Here is a 15,579-nt window from a genome sequence, read left to right as displayed (position 1 = left end):
ACCGGACGAAAGGCACCCGACGATGGGCGCTGTACAGCTGACGCTCGGGGGGATCTCCGTCCTCCTGGGCATCGTCGCCTGGGGAATGTTCATCGCCACCATCGCCCGCTTCGTGCGGGTGATCCGGCTCGGCCAGCCCGACCCGACCCGCAACGGACCGTTCCTCCCGCGGCTCGGCACGTTGATCAAGGAGTTCGCCGCGCACACGCGCATGGCGAAGTTCCGCCAGGTCGCCCCGTGGCACTGGATGGTGATGTGGGGCTTCCTCATCGGGTCGCTCGCGCTGTTCGAGGCCTACGGCGAGGTCTTCGTGCCGACGTGGGGCTGGCCGGTGCTCGAGGACTGGTCGGTGTGGAGCCTGCTCATGGAGCTGCTCGGCGTCGCCACGATCGTGGGCGGCTTCGGGCTCGTGTTCATCCGCCAGGCCAACCACCCGCGCCGCGCCGACCGCATGTCGCGCTTCGCGGGCTCGAACTTCGCGTGGGCCTACTTCGTCGAGGCCGTGGTGATCATCGAGGGCGTCGGCATCATCGGCGTGCGCGCCGCGAAGGCAGCGATGAACGTGCACGAGACCCCGGTCTGGGCTGCCTTCGTGTCCGACCCGCTGAGCTGGGTCCTGCCCGCGAGCCCCGCGCTGGTGTCGGTGTTCGCGTTCATCAAGCTGATGAGCGCCACGGTGTGGCTGATCGTCGTGGCCCGGACGATGACCATGGGCATCGCCTGGCACCGCTTCAGCGCGTTCTTCAACATCTACTTCAAGCGCGAGGACGACGGCGGCGTCGCCCTCGGCGCGCTGAAGCCGATGATGTCGGGCGGCAAGGTGCTCGACCTCGAGGAGGCCGACCCCGACGAGGACACGTTCGGTGTCGGCAAGGTCGAGGACTTCAGCTGGAAGGGCTGGCTCGACTTCTCCACGTGCACGGAGTGCGGCCGCTGCCAGTCGCAGTGCCCCGCGTGGAACACGGGCAAGCCGCTGTCGCCGAAGCTGCTGATCACGCAACTGCGTGACCACGCCTACGCCAAGGCTCCGTACCTGCTGGCCGGCGGCAAGCGCGACATGGCCGGCGATGAAGTGGGTCTGTCCGGCGACAACATGTACGCGGGCATCGACGTGCTCGCCATCGCCGAGTCGGAGCGCCCGCTGATCGGCGACGACGGCGGTGTGATCGACCCCGACGTGCTCTGGTCCTGCACCAGCTGCGGTGCGTGCGTGGAGCAGTGCCCGGTGGACATCGAGCACGTGGACCACATCGTGGACATGCGCCGCTACCAGGTGATGATCGAGTCGTCGTTCCCCACCGAGCTGAACGGCATGTTCAAGAACCTGGAGAACAAGGGCAACCCGTGGGGGCAGAACGCCAAGGACCGTCTCCAGTGGACGGAAGACCTCGACTTCGAGGTCCCGGTGTTCGACGGCGACCTCGGCGACGCGGAGTACCTGTTCTGGGTCGGCTGCGCCGGCGCGTTCGAGGACCGCGCGAAGAAGACCACGCGCGCCGTCGCCGAGCTGCTGCACATCGCGGGAGTGAAGTACACCGTGCTGGGCTCGGAGGAGTCCTGCACCGGTGACCCGGCGCGCCGCGCGGGCAACGAGTTCCTGTTCCAGATGCTGGCGCAGCAGAACGTCGAGGTCCTGAACTCGGTGTTCGAGGGTCGCGAGCGCAAGGCGCGCAAGGTCGTCGTGACGTGCGCGCACTGCTTCAACACGCTCGCCAACGAGTACCCGGAGCTGGGCGGCCAGTTCGACGTCGTGCACCACACGCAGCTGCTCAACCGCCTGGTGCGCGAGAAGTACCTGACGCCCGTCGCGCCGATCGCCGAGGACGTCACCTACCACGACCCGTGCTACCTCGGCCGCCACAACAAGGTGTACGACGCGCCCCGCGAGCTCGTCGGCGCCTCGGGTGCCACCCTGCGCGAGATGCCCCGCCACGGCGATCGCTCCATGTGCTGCGGCGCCGGCGGCGCGCGCATGTGGATGGAGGAGAAGATCGGCAAGCGCATCAACGTGGACCGCGTGGACGAAGCGCTGGGCACCGCCCCGTCCAAGATCGCCACGGGCTGCCCGTTCTGCCGCGTGATGCTCACGGACGGCGTCACGGCCCGCCAGAGCGACGGGCTGGCCGGCGAGCGGGTGGAGGTCGTCGACGTTGCCCAGCTGCTGCTGACGGCCGTGAAGCGCAAGCCGGAGCCGGCGCTGGTGGCCGTGGGTGCCCCTTCTCTGGAGGGCGAGTCGGACACCGACCTGACGGCCGAGCCCGACGTGCGGACCGACGAGACGCCGACCGGGACGCCGCTGCCGGATGAGGACAAATAAGCATTTCGAACTGAGGTGAACGCCTCTTCCGCGATCTTGACCGGTCGGGGGAGAGGCGTTTTCTTTCAGTCTCGGGCCGTGACCAGAGCTCTCACCGCGCGTGCTCGTTCATGCGCGGAAAGAGAGCCCCGACACCGCCGCCCACTCACCGAAAACGCCAGGCGGGCACCCTCTTGCCATACTCGCGGGTAACTGCCCTCGAATTGCGGTAACCGTTTGACAGAAAGCGTACGCACGTGCCGGAACCGCGCCGAAAACGTTTTCCACGACATTTTCCGAACCGGCTATTTGGAGTACGTCACATTGACGGCGACAAGCGGGAGAACGAGCGTACTCTTCGCATGCTCGTGACCAGCGCCGCTCGCGGGGACGGAATTCGGCGACCGGAAAAGGGGACGCGCAGTGGTGAACGGGTATCGCGCACCGAGCACGACCGGCCACCGGGGGACGCCCTTTCCGCAGGCCGCGCGGGTCACCGTGGTCCCAGGCCGCCAGGCGGAGCCGGCGTGGCCCACGGAGGCGCCGGAGGAGTTCGCGGGCGAGCCCGTGGCGGGGGACGGCTGGGTCGCTGACCCCTCGCCCGTTCCGGGGCCGCGGACGCTGGTGCGGCCGTACGTGCTCACGCGCGGGCGCACGCAGGCGCGGCGCAATCTCGCGATCGAAGCGCTCGTGAAGGCAAACGCGGAGGACCCGCGCTGGAACGCGCCGCACGTGAAGGGCGAGTTCCGGATCGTGCGGTCGCTGTGCCTCTACCCGCGGTCGGTCGCCGAGGTGGCCGCGACGCTGAGCGTGCCGCTGGGCGTGGCCCGGGTCCTGCTCGACGATCTGGCCGAACTCGGCCTCGTGACGATCCACGCGCCGCGGCCCAAGGAAGACGGGCGGCCGGCGGTCGCGTTGATGGAGCGGGTGCTCTCGGGTCTCCAGCGGTTGTGAACCCTGCTCGCGGGCTACCCTTCTGCCCGTGAGCGAGCAAGAAGGAGCGGGCGGCGAGAGCACTCTGACCGTGCTGCTGGCCGGCGGTGTGAACCTGGCGATCGCGGTCCTGAAGCTGATCGCCGGCATCATCACCGGGTCGGGCGCGATGTTGTCGGAAGCCGCGCACTCGGTGGCCGACACGATCACCGAAGTCCTGCTCCTCACGGCGCTGAAGCGATCGGAGCGCCCGGCGGACAGGATGCACCCGTTCGGGTACGGCAAGGAGCGCTACTTCTGGTCGCTGCTCGCGGCCGTCTCGATCTTCGCCTCCGGCGCGATGTTCGCGCTGTACGAGGGCTTCACGACGGTCTTCGGTGAGCCGAAGGAGCAGACCAGCCCGATCGTCGGTTACGGCGTGCTCGCCGTGGCGTTCGTGCTCGAGGGAATCTCGTGGCTGCAGGCGATTCGCCAGGTGCGCAAGGAGTCGAGGGCCGAGCGCCGCTCGTTCTTCACCTACCTGCGCATGATCGACGATCCCGCGCCGAAGACCGTGCTGTTCGAGGACTCCGCGGCGCTGACCGGTCTGCTGCTCGCGTTCGCCGGCCTTGGGTTGCATCAGCTCACGGGTTCGTCGCTGTGGGACGGGCTCGCGTCGATCCTCATCGGCGTGTTGCTCGCCTTCGTGGCGTATCTGCTGGGCCGGACCAACCGCGGCCTGCTCATCGGTCGCCAGGCCGACCCGCGGATCGTGCGCGGGGTGCGTGACCACCTCAAGGCGGCGCCCGAGATCGAGGACGTGGTGGACCTGCAGACGATGCTCATGGGCACCGACCACGTCCTGGTGTGCGGCCGCGTCGACTTCGACGATTCACTCGGCGCGGCCGACGTCGAGTCCGCCTGCGTGCGCCTGGCCGACGAGCTGACGGCGAAGTTCCACGACGTCACCGAGGTGTTCATCGAGCCCGTGCCACGCAGCGACCCGAAGCTGCGGGCGACCGTGCTCGCGCGCTACGGCGATTTGAGCACCCGCCCGATCGAGGAACATCAGTAGCCGAAGTCCTGCGTCCAGTACCAGCCGCTGGTGTTCACCCCGACACCGAGTTTCGTCAGCTGGCAGTTGAGGATGTTCGCGCGGTGGCCGCTGGAGTTCATCCACAGCTGCATCACCTGCTTGGCGCTCGTGGCGCCCTTCGCGATGTTCTCGGCGCCCGGTTTGTCGTAGCCGGCGTCGCGGATGCGCTCGTCGAAGTGTTTGCCTTCGGGTGTGTCGTGGGAGAAGTAGTTGCGCGCGGACATGTCGTCGCTGTGGTCCTGCGCGGCCGTGTCAAGGTGGGACTCCTCGTCGACCGGGGCGCAGCCGGCCTTCGCGCGCTCCTTGTTGACGAGGTCGACGACCTGCCCGGTCATCGACGGGTTGTTGCCGCGACCTTGCCCGGGCGGCTTCGGGGGAGCGGGTGGCGCCGGCGGGTTCTGCGCGGGGCTTGCGGGGTCCGGTGCGGTCGTGGACGCCGGATCCGGGGCGGCGGGCGGCGGGGTGGCCGGCGCCGTGGAGCCGTCAGGGGTGCCGGGTGACGGAGCGCCGCTCGGCCGAGGGGCCGGGGTTGCGCCGGGAGTGGAAGACGCCGGCTGCTTTGCGTAGGGATCCACCGGCGGCACGCCACCCAACGGGTCGGGCCGGTCTGCGGCAACGCTACTGAGCGTGGCCGCGCTGGGTCTGTCGTGGAGCCAGAGGGTCCCCCCAGCGGCGGAGAACCCGCCGAGAAGGACACTCAGGGACACCAAAACCACACGACCGCGCGCACCAATGGGGGACACGGGCGTGGAACGTATCACGAACCGATTACGACCGTTACCCCCGAAAGGCGCAGCACGGTGCTCGATCAAGCTCCGGAAATGATCAAGAAACGTCCTCGATCGCGGTGCCCTTGGTCTCGCGGATGAACTTCAGCGCGAACGGGATCGACAGCACGGCGAAGGCCGCGTAGATCCAGTACGTGGTGCTCAGGTTCCAGCCGGCCATGCTGGGGAAACTCACCGTGACCAGCCAGTTCGCCACCCAGTTCGCGGCCGTGCCGATGGCCAGCGCGGCACCGCGGATGCGCAGCGGGAACATCTCGCCGAGCAGCACCCACAAGATCACGCCCCACGACAGCGCGAACGAGATCACGAAGACGTTCGCGAACGCGAGCGCCACCGGTCCCCAAGCGCCGGGGAGACTCAACTCACCGTTCACGGTCTGCGCGTTGCCGAACGCGATCGCCGCGACGCCGAGCCCGATCGCCATGCCGACCGAGCCGATGAGCAGCAGCGGTTTCCGGCCGACGCGGTCGATGAACGCGATCGCGATGAACGTGCCGATGATGTTGATGACCGGGCTGACCATGGAGATCAGCAGCGAATCGGTGTTCTGGCCGACCGAGTGCCACAACGTGTCGGAGTAGTAGAAGATCACGTTGATACCCACGAACTGCTGGAACGCGGCGAGCGCGATGCCGATCCAGACCACCGGCAGCAGGCCGAACTTCCCGCCGACGACGTCACGCACCTTCGAGCGCCGCTCGGTGCGCAGGCCGCGGCGGATGTCGGCGAGTTTGGCATCGATATCGGCTTCGCCTGCCGCGCCTTCGACGTCGGCGAGGACCTTGCGCGCCTTGGCGTCCTTGCCGATCGAGAGCAGGTAGTGCGGCGACTCGGGGATGATCGAGGCGAGCACGAAGTAGAGCACCGCTGGCACGGCCGCCGCGCCGAGCATCCACTGCCACGCTTCGAGGCCGCCGAGCGAGCCGTTGAGGTCGTGGGAGCCGTCGGCCAGCGCGGGCGCGACGTCCTTGACGACCCAGTTGACCAGTGCCGAAACGCCGATGCCGAGCACGATCGCCAGCTGTTGCAGGCTCGCGAGCCGACCGCGGTACGCGGGTGGCGCGACCTCCGCGATGTAGGCCGGGCCGATCACGGACGCGACACCGATCGCGATCCCGCCGACCACCCGCCACAGGGCGAGGTCCCAGATGCCGAACGGGAACATCGCACCCAGCGCGCTCACCAGGAACAGAATCGCGGCGATCTGCATCGTGCGGATCCGGCCGACGCGGTCGGACAGCAGCCCACCGAACCATGCGCCGACGGCCGAGCCGATCAAGGCGCTCGAGACGGTGAGGCCCGTGGCGGCCGCGCCGACGTCGAAGTGCTTCTGGATGCCGAGCACGGCACCGTTGATGTTGGAGCTGTCATACCCGAACAGGAACCCGCCCACGGCCGCCGCGCCCGCGATGAACACGACGTGGGCGAGGTGCTGCCGGCCCGCTCGTTCGCCGGAAACGACGTCGGCCAACGACCCCACCAACTCCTCTCGAAGATCGCTTACCTCTTCGAGGGAACTCCTGTTCGGAGCTCGATCGTGTCAGTGGCGCCGGTGACGTGCCGCACCCGATGCCGGCCGCGGCTGCCGGGTGATGCGGAGGAACAGGCCGCCGGCCGCGAGCAAGGACAGGCTGTTCAGGGCGTAGATCCAGGGGTCGGGATCGGGGCCGGGGAGGGGGTCCGCCGGGGCCTTCGCGAGGGCCTCGGGTGAGACGATTTTCACCACGGTCTGCGCGTGTTCGGTGAATTCTTGACCGCTCAGTGTGTCCGGGTGGGCCGTGACCGCGATCTTGTCGGCGAGTGTGCCGGCTCGGGGTGCGATGGCCGTCCGAGTCCATTCGCGGTGGTCGCCCGGGTCGAGGCGGAGACCCTGCACCGTGAGCGGTGCGGTGCCGGTGTTGGTGGCGGTGACCAGGAAGGTCACGGTGTCGCCGGGATTCGCGGTCGGGTCGGCCTCTTCGGTGAGAGCGAGGGCGGGCTTCGCCGGTGTTTTCCTGGGGACGACGGCGGGCTCGGAGCCGATGACCTCGGTGGTGGCGGTGGTCGTCGCCGTGAGCGTGTGGCCTGCGGGGTCGTGGGCGGTGGCCGTGGTGTCTTCGACGAGGTCGACGCGGACGGTGCGGGTGCAGGCGCGAACGGTCGTCTCGCCGGGTGGAAGCTCGCTGACGGTGAACGCGCAGGTTGGGTCGGCGGCGCGAACGATCACGTCGGTCAGGGTCGCGTCGCCGGTGTTGCGGACGGTGGTCAGGTAGGTGACCGGGTCGCCCGGGCGGATGGGCTGGCGGAGGTGGTCGTTCGTGATCTCCAGGTTCGGGTGGATGACGTCGATCTTCGCGTCGGCTGTGGTCATTACCGGCGTGCCGCGGAGCGGTGTGGCGGTGACCTGCGTGCTGTCGATGGCGGTGCCGGCCGCGGTCGTCGTGCACGGGTAGCGCCGGATGCCGTTGACCGGCAGCGTCGCGAACGTGCGGGCGCACTCGGGCGCGCCTGGATCGGTGACGTGGACGTCGTGCAGTTCGGTGTCGCCGGTGTTGGTGAGCACAACGTCGAACCGCACCGAGTCGCCGGGGCGGAACGGGCCACCGTCGACGTGCTTGGCCAGCGTCAGCTTCGGTTTCAGCACGGCGAACGACGCCTGCGCGGACGCCGTCACCGCGCGTTGGGCCGGGTCGGTGCCGGTGACGCTCGTGGTGCTGGTGAAGCCGGTCGCGCCCGCCGTGGTGGTGCAGCTGTAGGTCTCCTCGGCGTCGGGGATCAGGCGGCCGGCGTGGCGTCCGCAGGCAGGGGTGTGATCGTCCACAACGGACACGTCGGTGAGCGGGGTGTCGCCGACATTCTTGACCAGTACGGAGAACGTGACGGTGTCGCCCTGGCGGACCTGGTACGGCTCGGCGTCGGTCATGATCGCGAGCTCGGGGTGGATGACGTCGACCTTCGTGACACCGGACGCGGTGACGGGCCGGGTGGTGGGGTCGTTCGCGGTGGCGTTCACCGTGGCCGTGAAGTCGTCGGACGCGGCCTTCACGCGGCAGGCGTAGGTCTCGGCGGCGCCGGGGCCGAGCCGGTCGTAGTCCTTCGGGCAACCGGTGAGCGTGATCTTCGTGAGCGGGACGTCGCCGGTGTTGGTGACGACCACGGTGACGGTGACGTCGTCGCCGGCCCGCGCTTGCGGTGGCGCGGCTGCGGGTTTCACGGTGAGCGCGGGGTGGATGACGTCGATCGTGGCGTCGGCCGTCGCGGTCAGGGCCGCGCCGGTCGTGGGCGCGCCGGTGACGCGGGCGGTGAACACGGCGTCGTCGGCGGGCGCGGGTGAGGTGCAGTCGTACGACTGCTTCGCACTGGGGGCGAGGGTGTCGAACGTCTTCGCGCACACGGGCACCTGGTCGTCGGTGACGCGCATCTTGGTGACGGGAGTGTCGCCGGTGTTGGTGACGGTGAGTGTCGTGGTCACGGCGTCGCCGGCGCGGAAGGGACCGCCGTGCACGGCGCGGGTGAGCGACAACCCGGGGTGCAGGACGGTGAAGCTCGCTTCGGCTGCGGCCGTGACCGTGCCGCCGAGCGGGTCGGTACCGGTGACCCTCACGGAATTGGTGTAGCCGTCGCGGCCGGCTTTGGTGCTGCAGGTGTAGTTCTCGGTGGCGCCGGCAACGAGCGTGGTGGCCGGACGGGCGCAGCTGTTCGTTCGATCGTCCGCAACGGACACGCGCGTCAGCGGGACGTCACCGCTGTTGCGGACGGTGATCGTGAAGGTCACGGGGTCCCCTTCGCGCACCTGCTGCGGCGCGACCGTCTGGCTGATCGCGATCGCCGGGTGGATGACGTCGACGTGGGCGTCGGCCGTCGCGGTGACCGGCCGGTTCGCCGGGTCGGTGCTGGTGACGACGGAGGCGCTGGCGAGGTCGTCGCCGGTGGCGTGGGTGCAGGTGTAGGTCTGTTTCGCCTGCGGGGAAAGAGTGCCGAGCCGCTTGGCGCATTCGGGGGCGGCGGTGTCGGCGACGCTGACGTCGTGCAGTTCGACGTCACCGGTGTTGGTGGCGGTGACCGTGAACGTCGCCGGCTCGCCCGGGCGCACGACTGCGGGCGCGACGGTCTGCGTGATCGCGACGGCCGGGTGGATGACGTCGACGACCGCTTCGGCGTTCGCCGTCACGACCGGTCCCATCGGGGGCGTCGCGGTGACGGTGAGCGATTCGGTGACGTCATCGGCGGGCGCGTTGGTGGTGCAGGTGAACGTCCAGATGGCGCTGGCCGGCAGCGGGTCGTGGTCCTGTGTGCAGGCGTCGGCGGTGACGTGCACCTCCGTGAGCGGCACGTCACCGGTGTTCTTCACGGTGACCCGCACCGGCACGTTGTCGTGCTCGCGGAAGGGTCCACCTTGGACAGTCGCGGCGAGCGTGACGGCCGGGTGCTGCACCGCGAACGAGGCGTCGGCCGACGCCGTGACCGGGCGGTTGGTCGGGTCGGTGCCGGTGGCCGTGGCGGAGTTGGTGAAGCCGTCCTTGCCGGCGACCGTCGTGCACGTGAGGGTCTGCTTTCCCCGCGGAGGAAGGCTTCCGACCGGCTTCGCGCAGCCGGGGACCCGGGTGGCGGCGAGGCCGACGTCGTGAAGCGGGGTGTCGCCGGTGTTGCTGACCGTGACGGAGAAGGTCACGTGATCCCCTTCGCGCACCTGCGCGGGTGCGGCGGACTGCGTGACGGCGAGCGCGGGGTGGATGACGTCGATCGTCGAGTCGGCGGTGCCGCTCAGTTCCCGGCCCAGCTCGTCCTTGCCGGTCGCGACCGCGGGATCGGTGAGGTCGTCTTGGGGTGCAAGCAGGTCGCACCGGTAGGTCTGCTCGGCCCGCGGTGCGAGGGTGCCGAACTTCCGCACGCAGCCGGGCGTGCGGTCGTCGGCCACCGCGACGTCGTCGAGCGGCGCGTCACCGGTGTTCTTCAGCGTGACGGTGAAGGTCACGCGGTCCCCTTCGCGCACCTGGGCCGGCGCGGAGGTCTTCGTGAGCGACAAGGCCGGGTGGATCACCTTCGCGGTCGCCGACGCCGTGTCGGTCACCGGTTGCCCGGACAGGTCGGTGCCGGTCGCCGTCACGGTGTTCGTCGTGGTCAGCGCGGGCTTTTCGGCGCACGGCCAGCTCTGCTGCGCGCCGGGCGCGAGCGCGCCGAACGTCCGGGAGCACGCGGGTTCGCTCGCGTCGGTCACGTCGATGCTGTTCAGGGGACTGTCGCCGGTGTTGCGCACGGTGATCGTCCACGTCACCGGGTCCCCGGCGTGCACCACGGCGGGATCGACCGTCTTGGTGATGTCAATGGCCGGCGCGATGACGGGGACCTTCACGTCGGCCACGGCCGTCACGACCTTGCCCAGCGGATCGGTGCCGGCCGCGGAAGCGCTGGTCTCGGGCACCGGCGCCTTCGCCTGGCACGTCGCCGTGGTCTGCTGCCGCGGCGCGAGCGTCCCGATCGTGCGCGCGCACGCGCCGACCTTCACGTCGGTGACGGCGACGTCGTGCAGCGGCACGTCACCGGTGTTGGTGGCGGTGACCGTGAACGTCACCGGGTCGCCGGCGCGGTAAGCCGGTTTGTCGACTTGCTGCGCCAGGGAAATCGCGGGGTGGACGACGTCGACGCGAGTGGCGGCGGTGCCGTCGAGCGCGTCACCGAGCGTGCTGGTGCCGGTTACCTTCGCGGCGCTCGTGACGTCGTCGCCGGGCGCGGTCACCGGGCATTGATAACCGGTGGTCGCGCCCGCGGCGAGCGTGCCGATCTTTTTGGCGCAAGCGGGAAAGCGGTCGTCGGTCACCTCGACGTCGTGCGCCGCGGTGTCGTTCGGGTTCGTGACGCCGACCGTCACGGTCACTTGGTCACCCGCGTGCGCGCGTGGCGGGTCGACGTGCGTCACGAGCTGCAGGTCGGGCACCGGCACGGAGAACACGAGGTTCTGCGCGGCGAAGTCGTCGCCGGTCGTGCTGAACGCGAGCTTCGCGCTCGTCGCGCCGCTCGGCACGGCGTCGCTGCTCAACGCTTTCGCGTCCACGCCGAAGCTGTTCTTCGCGCCGGGTTTCACGGCGTTGTCCGTGCTGGCGATGAAGAAGTTGTCGGGCGCGCCGGTGCCGGGTTCCGCGATGGGCTTGCCGTTGATCAGGAAGCGGTCACCGGTCGTGCCCCAGTCGCCGCCTTCGGCGGTCACTCCGACGTGTGCGTCGGCCGACGCCGCGCGGAACCCGGTGACGGTCGTGGTCGCGGCGGGACCGTTCGCACTGACCGCCTCGTGCCCGTCGTAGACGTACACCGCGCGCTTGGCCGGCGCGTACTGCGGATCGCTGCCCGGGTAAGCGAACACGACCGCCACCGACCAGCCCCCGCCGCACCCGCGCCCGGCGGCGGTCCAGACGTTGCCGGCGGTCAGCGTCACCGGCGTGCCCGTCGGCGCGTTCGCGAACTGCCCCGTCACGTCGGCGTGGGCGGAGTAGAACTGCGCGTCCTGCTCGAAGGAACCGGGCGAGACGTCGGCCGGTTCGCCGCTGCCCACCCAGAACCGCACCGCTTGCGTGTTCGCCTCGCCGGGTGGGCGCGGGCACGTCGTCGCCAGCGACCCACCCCAGCTCAGGCGCGCGAACGCGACCTTCGCCCCCGGCGGGATGGTGACGGACGCCGTGGCCGAGTCGAACGTTTCGGCGTCGCCGTCCACATCGGACCAGCGCAACGCGAAGTCACTCGCGCGCTCTTTCGTTTCGCGGTTCGCGGCCTTCGCGCACTCGGCGTCTCCGGTCGCGCACTGCACCACACTGTTTCCGGCGTACAAAAAATCGCCGTACACCACTTTGTGGTAATTCTGCTGGAATCCCTTGACGACGTCCGCGTGCGCCGCCGGTGTCAGGAATGTGGCCAGGAGGCCGAATATCGCGAGCAGTCTTTTCCCGGCCGAGCCCATGTCCGCGAGCTTTCCACGAACTGGTGAACGAAACGCCTTTTCGCACCCGGCCGTGGCCGGGCTTCACTCCAGAGAGCGACCGGCGGGGCCTGTGGGTGACGATCAGCGCCAGGTGTCGACGCGGTGGAAGTTCTTGTACGCGCGGCTCGGCGTCGGGCCGCGCTGGCCCTGGTAGCGGGAGCCGGCCTCCTTCGAGCCGTACGGGAACTCCGCCGAGCTGGACAGGCGGAAGATGCACAGCTGGCCGATCTTCATGCCCGGCCAGAGCGTGATCGGCAGGTTCGCGACGTTGGACAGCTCGAGCGTGATGTGGCCGGAGAAGCCGGGGTCGATGAAGCCCGCCGTGGAGTGCGTGAGCAGCCCCAGCCGGCCGAGCGAGGACTTGCCCTCGAGGCGGCCGGCGAGGTCGTCGGCGAGCGTGACCAGCTCGAACGTGGAGCCGAGCACGAACTCGCCGGGGTGCAGCACGAACGGTTCCTCACCCTCCTTCTCGACGAGGGAGGTGAGCTCGTCCTGCTGCAGTTGCGGGTCGATGTGCGTGTACTTGCTGTTGTCGAACACCCGGAAGAACCGGTCGAGGCGCACGTCGATGCTCGACGGCTGGACCATCGCGGGGTCGAAGGGGTCGATGCCGAGCCGGGCGGCGTCGAGCTCTTTGCGGAGGTCACGGTCACTGAGCAGCACGGACGAAGCCTAACGGCAACTTTGGATCAGGGTGGATCAGGCTGGCTCAGACGATAACCGTCGTGGTTCAAGCGATATGTCGTCAGGCGGCGCGTACGTGCTGCCGCAACGTCGTGTCGAGCTTGAACACCTCGTGCAGCCGCTTGAGGTAGCGGCGCCGGCCGATTCCGCCGAGCAGCTCCTGCACCGCGGTCGCACCGGGGATGAGCCGCCGCGCCGTCTCGGCGGCGAAGTTCACCCCGGCCGCCGCGACGACGGCCGCCTGGGCGACGGGGTCGTCCGGCAGCTCCAGGAAGTCGGCGTTCTCCTTGCCCAGCACCAGGCGGCTGATCGCGGAGTGCACCTGGACGTTCACGTGCGCGAGCACCTTGCCGGCCGCACCGCGGCCCTCGCCGATGGCCGCGTGGCTCTCGACCAGCGCTTTGGCGAGCCGCTTCGAGTCGTCGTCGGGGATGAACTCGGTGGCGGCGAGCAGCCAGAGCAGCCGCCACGCGTCGTCCTCGTCCGCGGGCAGGAGCTCCTCGTCGACGCCCATGAGCCAGCCGATGTAGCGCCAGAGGTGGAGGATGTCGGCGCGTTCCTGCTCGCTGTAGCGCAGGCCGAGCAGCTGCGTGCCGAACACGTAGACCAGCGAGAAGAGCAGCAGCGTGCCGGCGGTCTGGACCTGGTTGATCGGCCGGTCCCACCGCTCGTAGTCCCAGTCCTCGCGGCTGTTCATCGCTCGCCGGACGTGCGCGTGGACGACGCGGATGTTCACCGCCGCGCGGAAGCCGGTGTTGTGGCGGTCCATCGCCCCCGGCGTGGTCACGTCGATCCACCACGCCGCGGTCTCCACGAGCCGCTTCGTGGCCCTGCGCTCGATCTCCCCGGTCCCGACCAACGCCTTCGTCGCCCGCGACGCCAGGTAGCCGCCCATCAACGACATGTCGCCGAGCGGGAACAACCCGAGCAACCCCGCGCGCGTGATCGCCCGCGCCCCCTTCTCCAGCCTCCGCCGATCCACCCAGTACGGCGTGGCTTCGACGACGGCCATGAATTCCCGCAGCTCAGGCGCCGCGTCGGGGGCTTTGCCGGCTTCGGTGGCTTCGGTGGCTTCGCCGCTCAACGCCCGCTCGAACCGCTCCCGGTTCCCGGGCTCCCGCGCCAGCCACTCCGCGAGCCGATCGGCCGGCCCGTCCTGCCGCTGCGCGAACTCCCGGAGCCGGGTGACCTGGCCATCGTCCGCCCGCAGGTCCTCGACGCCCCGCAGCCGGGCCACCAGTCGAAACCCGCCCCGTCTGAACAACACAGGGTCGTCCACCACACACCTCCGGCACCACCGACCGTCGGACAACAAGTGTTGTCACTTGCCCCCGGCGCCGTCAACCCGCGCCCACTGGACACACCGATCACGCGGCCGTGTATGCTGGCGGAGCACTGCGGATGTAGTTCAATGGTAGAACATCAGCTTCCCAAGCTGAATACGCGGGTTCGATTCCCGTCATCCGCTCTCACATATTGTTTTTCAGCTCAGTAGGGGCGCTTCCCGAGTTCGGGAAGCACCCCCACTCGCTATTCACGGCCCTTTCCGACAACATCACTCAGCCGTGGTGGCACAGAATCGACGGATGCTGAGAGTCGGTTCTGTTGTGCTGGGTGTCCCGGATGTGCCACGGGCGGCGGCGTTCTACCTGGAGCGGTGTCTCAGTGCGGCCGAGCGACAGCTGGCCCCCGGCCCCTCCGCCGGGACCGGCACCGCCCAGTCGTCCTCCAGCTCTTTTCGCAGGACGTACCCTCCAGGGCCTCCATCGGCATCCGCGGATCCATCTGGACCTGTACGCCGGAGACGCGGCCGACCAGGCCGCCGAGGTCGAGCGGCTGGTATCCCTGGGCGCCCGGGTCGTCGGCTGGGACCTCAACCCGGACGACGCCTACTTCGTCGTGCTCGCCGATACCGACGGTAACCGCTTCTGCGTCATCGACACCGGGCACCGCTGAAGCAGTCCGGAGACAAGTGCGGCGGCCCCAGCCATCTGTGGCCCGACCCTGACTGCTCAAGCCTATCCAGGCGCGCGTCACTTGAGGGACTGCGCCACGAATGCGTGCGCCGACAGCGCCTGGATTGTCGTAGACCACACATCATGACTGCCGTTTCCGTGCATCGTCGGCGGCGGCGCGCGCGTCACAACGCACACGGCGTAGCCCGTCATCCGCTCCGAACAAGGAGTGAGGGCGTTCTCCGAATCGGGAAAACGCCCTCACTCTCTTCTTGTCCCGCCCCGACTACGGGACAATCCTCAACCATGACGCGGCTCTCTGACCTGATCACCGACGTCCTGGCCATCCTGCGTGCCGGCGAGCACGACACGAGCTGGAGCAGCTACGACTCCACCGCCGATGCCATCGAGGAGCTCGAACGCCTCCAACCACGGGTCGAGGCGGGCGAGCGGGAGGCGGTCGAGCGTTTCAGGTTCCTGTGCCTCCCCACCGGGGCGATCGAAGAGATCGCCGTTTCGAGTGGCTGGAGCGGGCGGTGGCTGGAGCTCGTCAACGGGAAGTACCGGGACACCTTGAGTCCACAGTAGACACTCAGACCTCGTCGCCCACGTCGAGTTTGCGGTAGAAGGTCACTTCGGGTTCGGTGGCGACGCCCGCGGCCGACATGACGGCGCCGATGCGTTCCCGGGCTTCCGCGAAGAAGTCCTTGAAGGACTGTTCGTCCGGCCAGGTGTCGACGACGAGGAGTTCCGTGTCGGTCGCCCAGAACTGGTGGGTGATGAGGCCGTGGGCCTTCGCGGTGGCGATGATGGACTGGGTCTTCTGCGGGTCGGCGGCTGCGGTTTTCTCCAGCTGGGCACCGTTGCCGGCGACGCGAAGGATCATCAAGGTCGGCACG

The 15,579-nt window shown here is 69.2% G+C and carries 11 protein-coding genes and 1 tRNA gene; 6 read left to right on the top strand and 6 right to left on the bottom strand.

Annotated features, from left to right (window positions below):
* The first annotated feature begins 22 nt into the window (after nt 1-22).
* The 3 genes from I6J71_RS45545 to I6J71_RS45535 all read left to right on the top strand — a co-directional run bounded on the left by I6J71_RS45545 (nt 23) and on the right by I6J71_RS45535 (nt 4,283).
* On the top strand, nt 23-2,317 hold the full coding sequence (locus tag I6J71_RS45545; protein ID WP_204092518.1) for a (Fe-S)-binding protein: 2,295 nt from the start codon (nt 23-25) through the stop codon (nt 2,315-2,317).
* Between the two features lie 402 nt (nt 2,318-2,719).
* Nucleotides 2,720-3,250: a DUF742 domain-containing protein gene (locus tag I6J71_RS45540; protein ID WP_239154286.1), complete on the top strand. Its 531-nt coding sequence runs from the start codon at nt 2,720-2,722 to the stop codon at nt 3,248-3,250.
* A 28-nt stretch (nt 3,251-3,278) separates the two neighbouring features.
* Complete coding sequence (locus I6J71_RS45535; protein ID WP_204092517.1) at nt 3,279-4,283, top strand: cation diffusion facilitator family transporter; 1,005 nt, start codon at nt 3,279-3,281, stop codon at nt 4,281-4,283.
* Here I6J71_RS45535 and I6J71_RS51570 read toward each other — a convergent pair.
* The 5 genes from I6J71_RS51570 to I6J71_RS45510 form a co-directional block, all read right to left on the bottom strand.
* Entirely contained in the window at nt 4,277-4,639 is a 363-nt protein-coding gene (locus I6J71_RS51570; RefSeq protein ID WP_370542062.1) for a CAP domain-containing protein, read from the bottom strand. The genes I6J71_RS45535 and I6J71_RS51570 overlap by 7 nt on opposite strands.
* Before the next feature lie 490 nt (nt 4,640-5,129).
* Nucleotides 5,130-6,572 (bottom strand): sugar porter family MFS transporter, encoded by a 1,443-nt coding sequence (locus tag I6J71_RS45525; protein WP_239154285.1) that lies wholly within the window; start codon nt 6,570-6,572, stop codon nt 5,130-5,132.
* 60 nt (nt 6,573-6,632) lie between these two features.
* Complete coding sequence (locus I6J71_RS45520) at nt 6,633-12,020, bottom strand: DUF11 domain-containing protein (protein ID WP_204092516.1); 5,388 nt, start codon at nt 12,018-12,020, stop codon at nt 6,633-6,635.
* Nucleotides 12,021-12,122: 102 nt separating this feature from the next.
* Nucleotides 12,123-12,704, bottom strand: coding sequence for a dCTP deaminase (gene dcd / locus I6J71_RS45515; protein WP_204092515.1), 582 nt, complete (start codon nt 12,702-12,704; stop codon nt 12,123-12,125).
* An 82-nt stretch (nt 12,705-12,786) separates the two neighbouring features.
* Nucleotides 12,787-14,007: an oxygenase MpaB family protein gene (locus I6J71_RS45510; protein ID WP_239154284.1), complete on the bottom strand. Its 1,221-nt coding sequence runs from the start codon at nt 14,005-14,007 to the stop codon at nt 12,787-12,789.
* Nucleotides 14,008-14,122: 115 nt separating this feature from the next.
* On the opposite strand from I6J71_RS45510, the gene I6J71_RS45505 reads away from it, so the two are divergent.
* The 3 genes from I6J71_RS45505 (at nt 14,123) to I6J71_RS45495 (ending at nt 15,268) form a co-directional block, all read left to right on the top strand.
* A tRNA-Gly gene (locus I6J71_RS45505) sits at nt 14,123-14,193 on the top strand.
* A gap of 197 nt (nt 14,194-14,390) precedes the next feature.
* A complete protein-coding gene (locus I6J71_RS45500) occupies nt 14,391-14,681 on the top strand; it encodes a VOC family protein (protein ID WP_239154283.1) in 291 nt (96 codons plus the stop codon).
* 305 nt (nt 14,682-14,986) lie between these two features.
* The gene (locus I6J71_RS45495; protein WP_204092513.1) at nt 14,987-15,268 is read left to right on the top strand and encodes a hypothetical protein; all 282 of its coding nucleotides are present in this window, start codon (nt 14,987-14,989) and stop codon (nt 15,266-15,268) included.
* A gap of 4 nt (nt 15,269-15,272) precedes the next feature.
* Here I6J71_RS45495 and I6J71_RS45490 read toward each other — a convergent pair whose 3' ends face one another.
* Entirely contained in the window at nt 15,273-15,578 is a 306-nt protein-coding gene (locus tag I6J71_RS45490) for a hypothetical protein (RefSeq protein ID WP_204092512.1), read from the bottom strand.
* Nucleotide 15,579: the final 1 nt, after the last annotated feature.

The organism is Amycolatopsis sp. FDAARGOS 1241 (assembly GCF_016889705.1).
Taxonomy (GTDB): Bacteria; Actinomycetota; Actinomycetes; order Mycobacteriales; family Pseudonocardiaceae; genus Amycolatopsis.
This window is presented reverse-complemented; position numbering and strand designations above follow the sequence as displayed.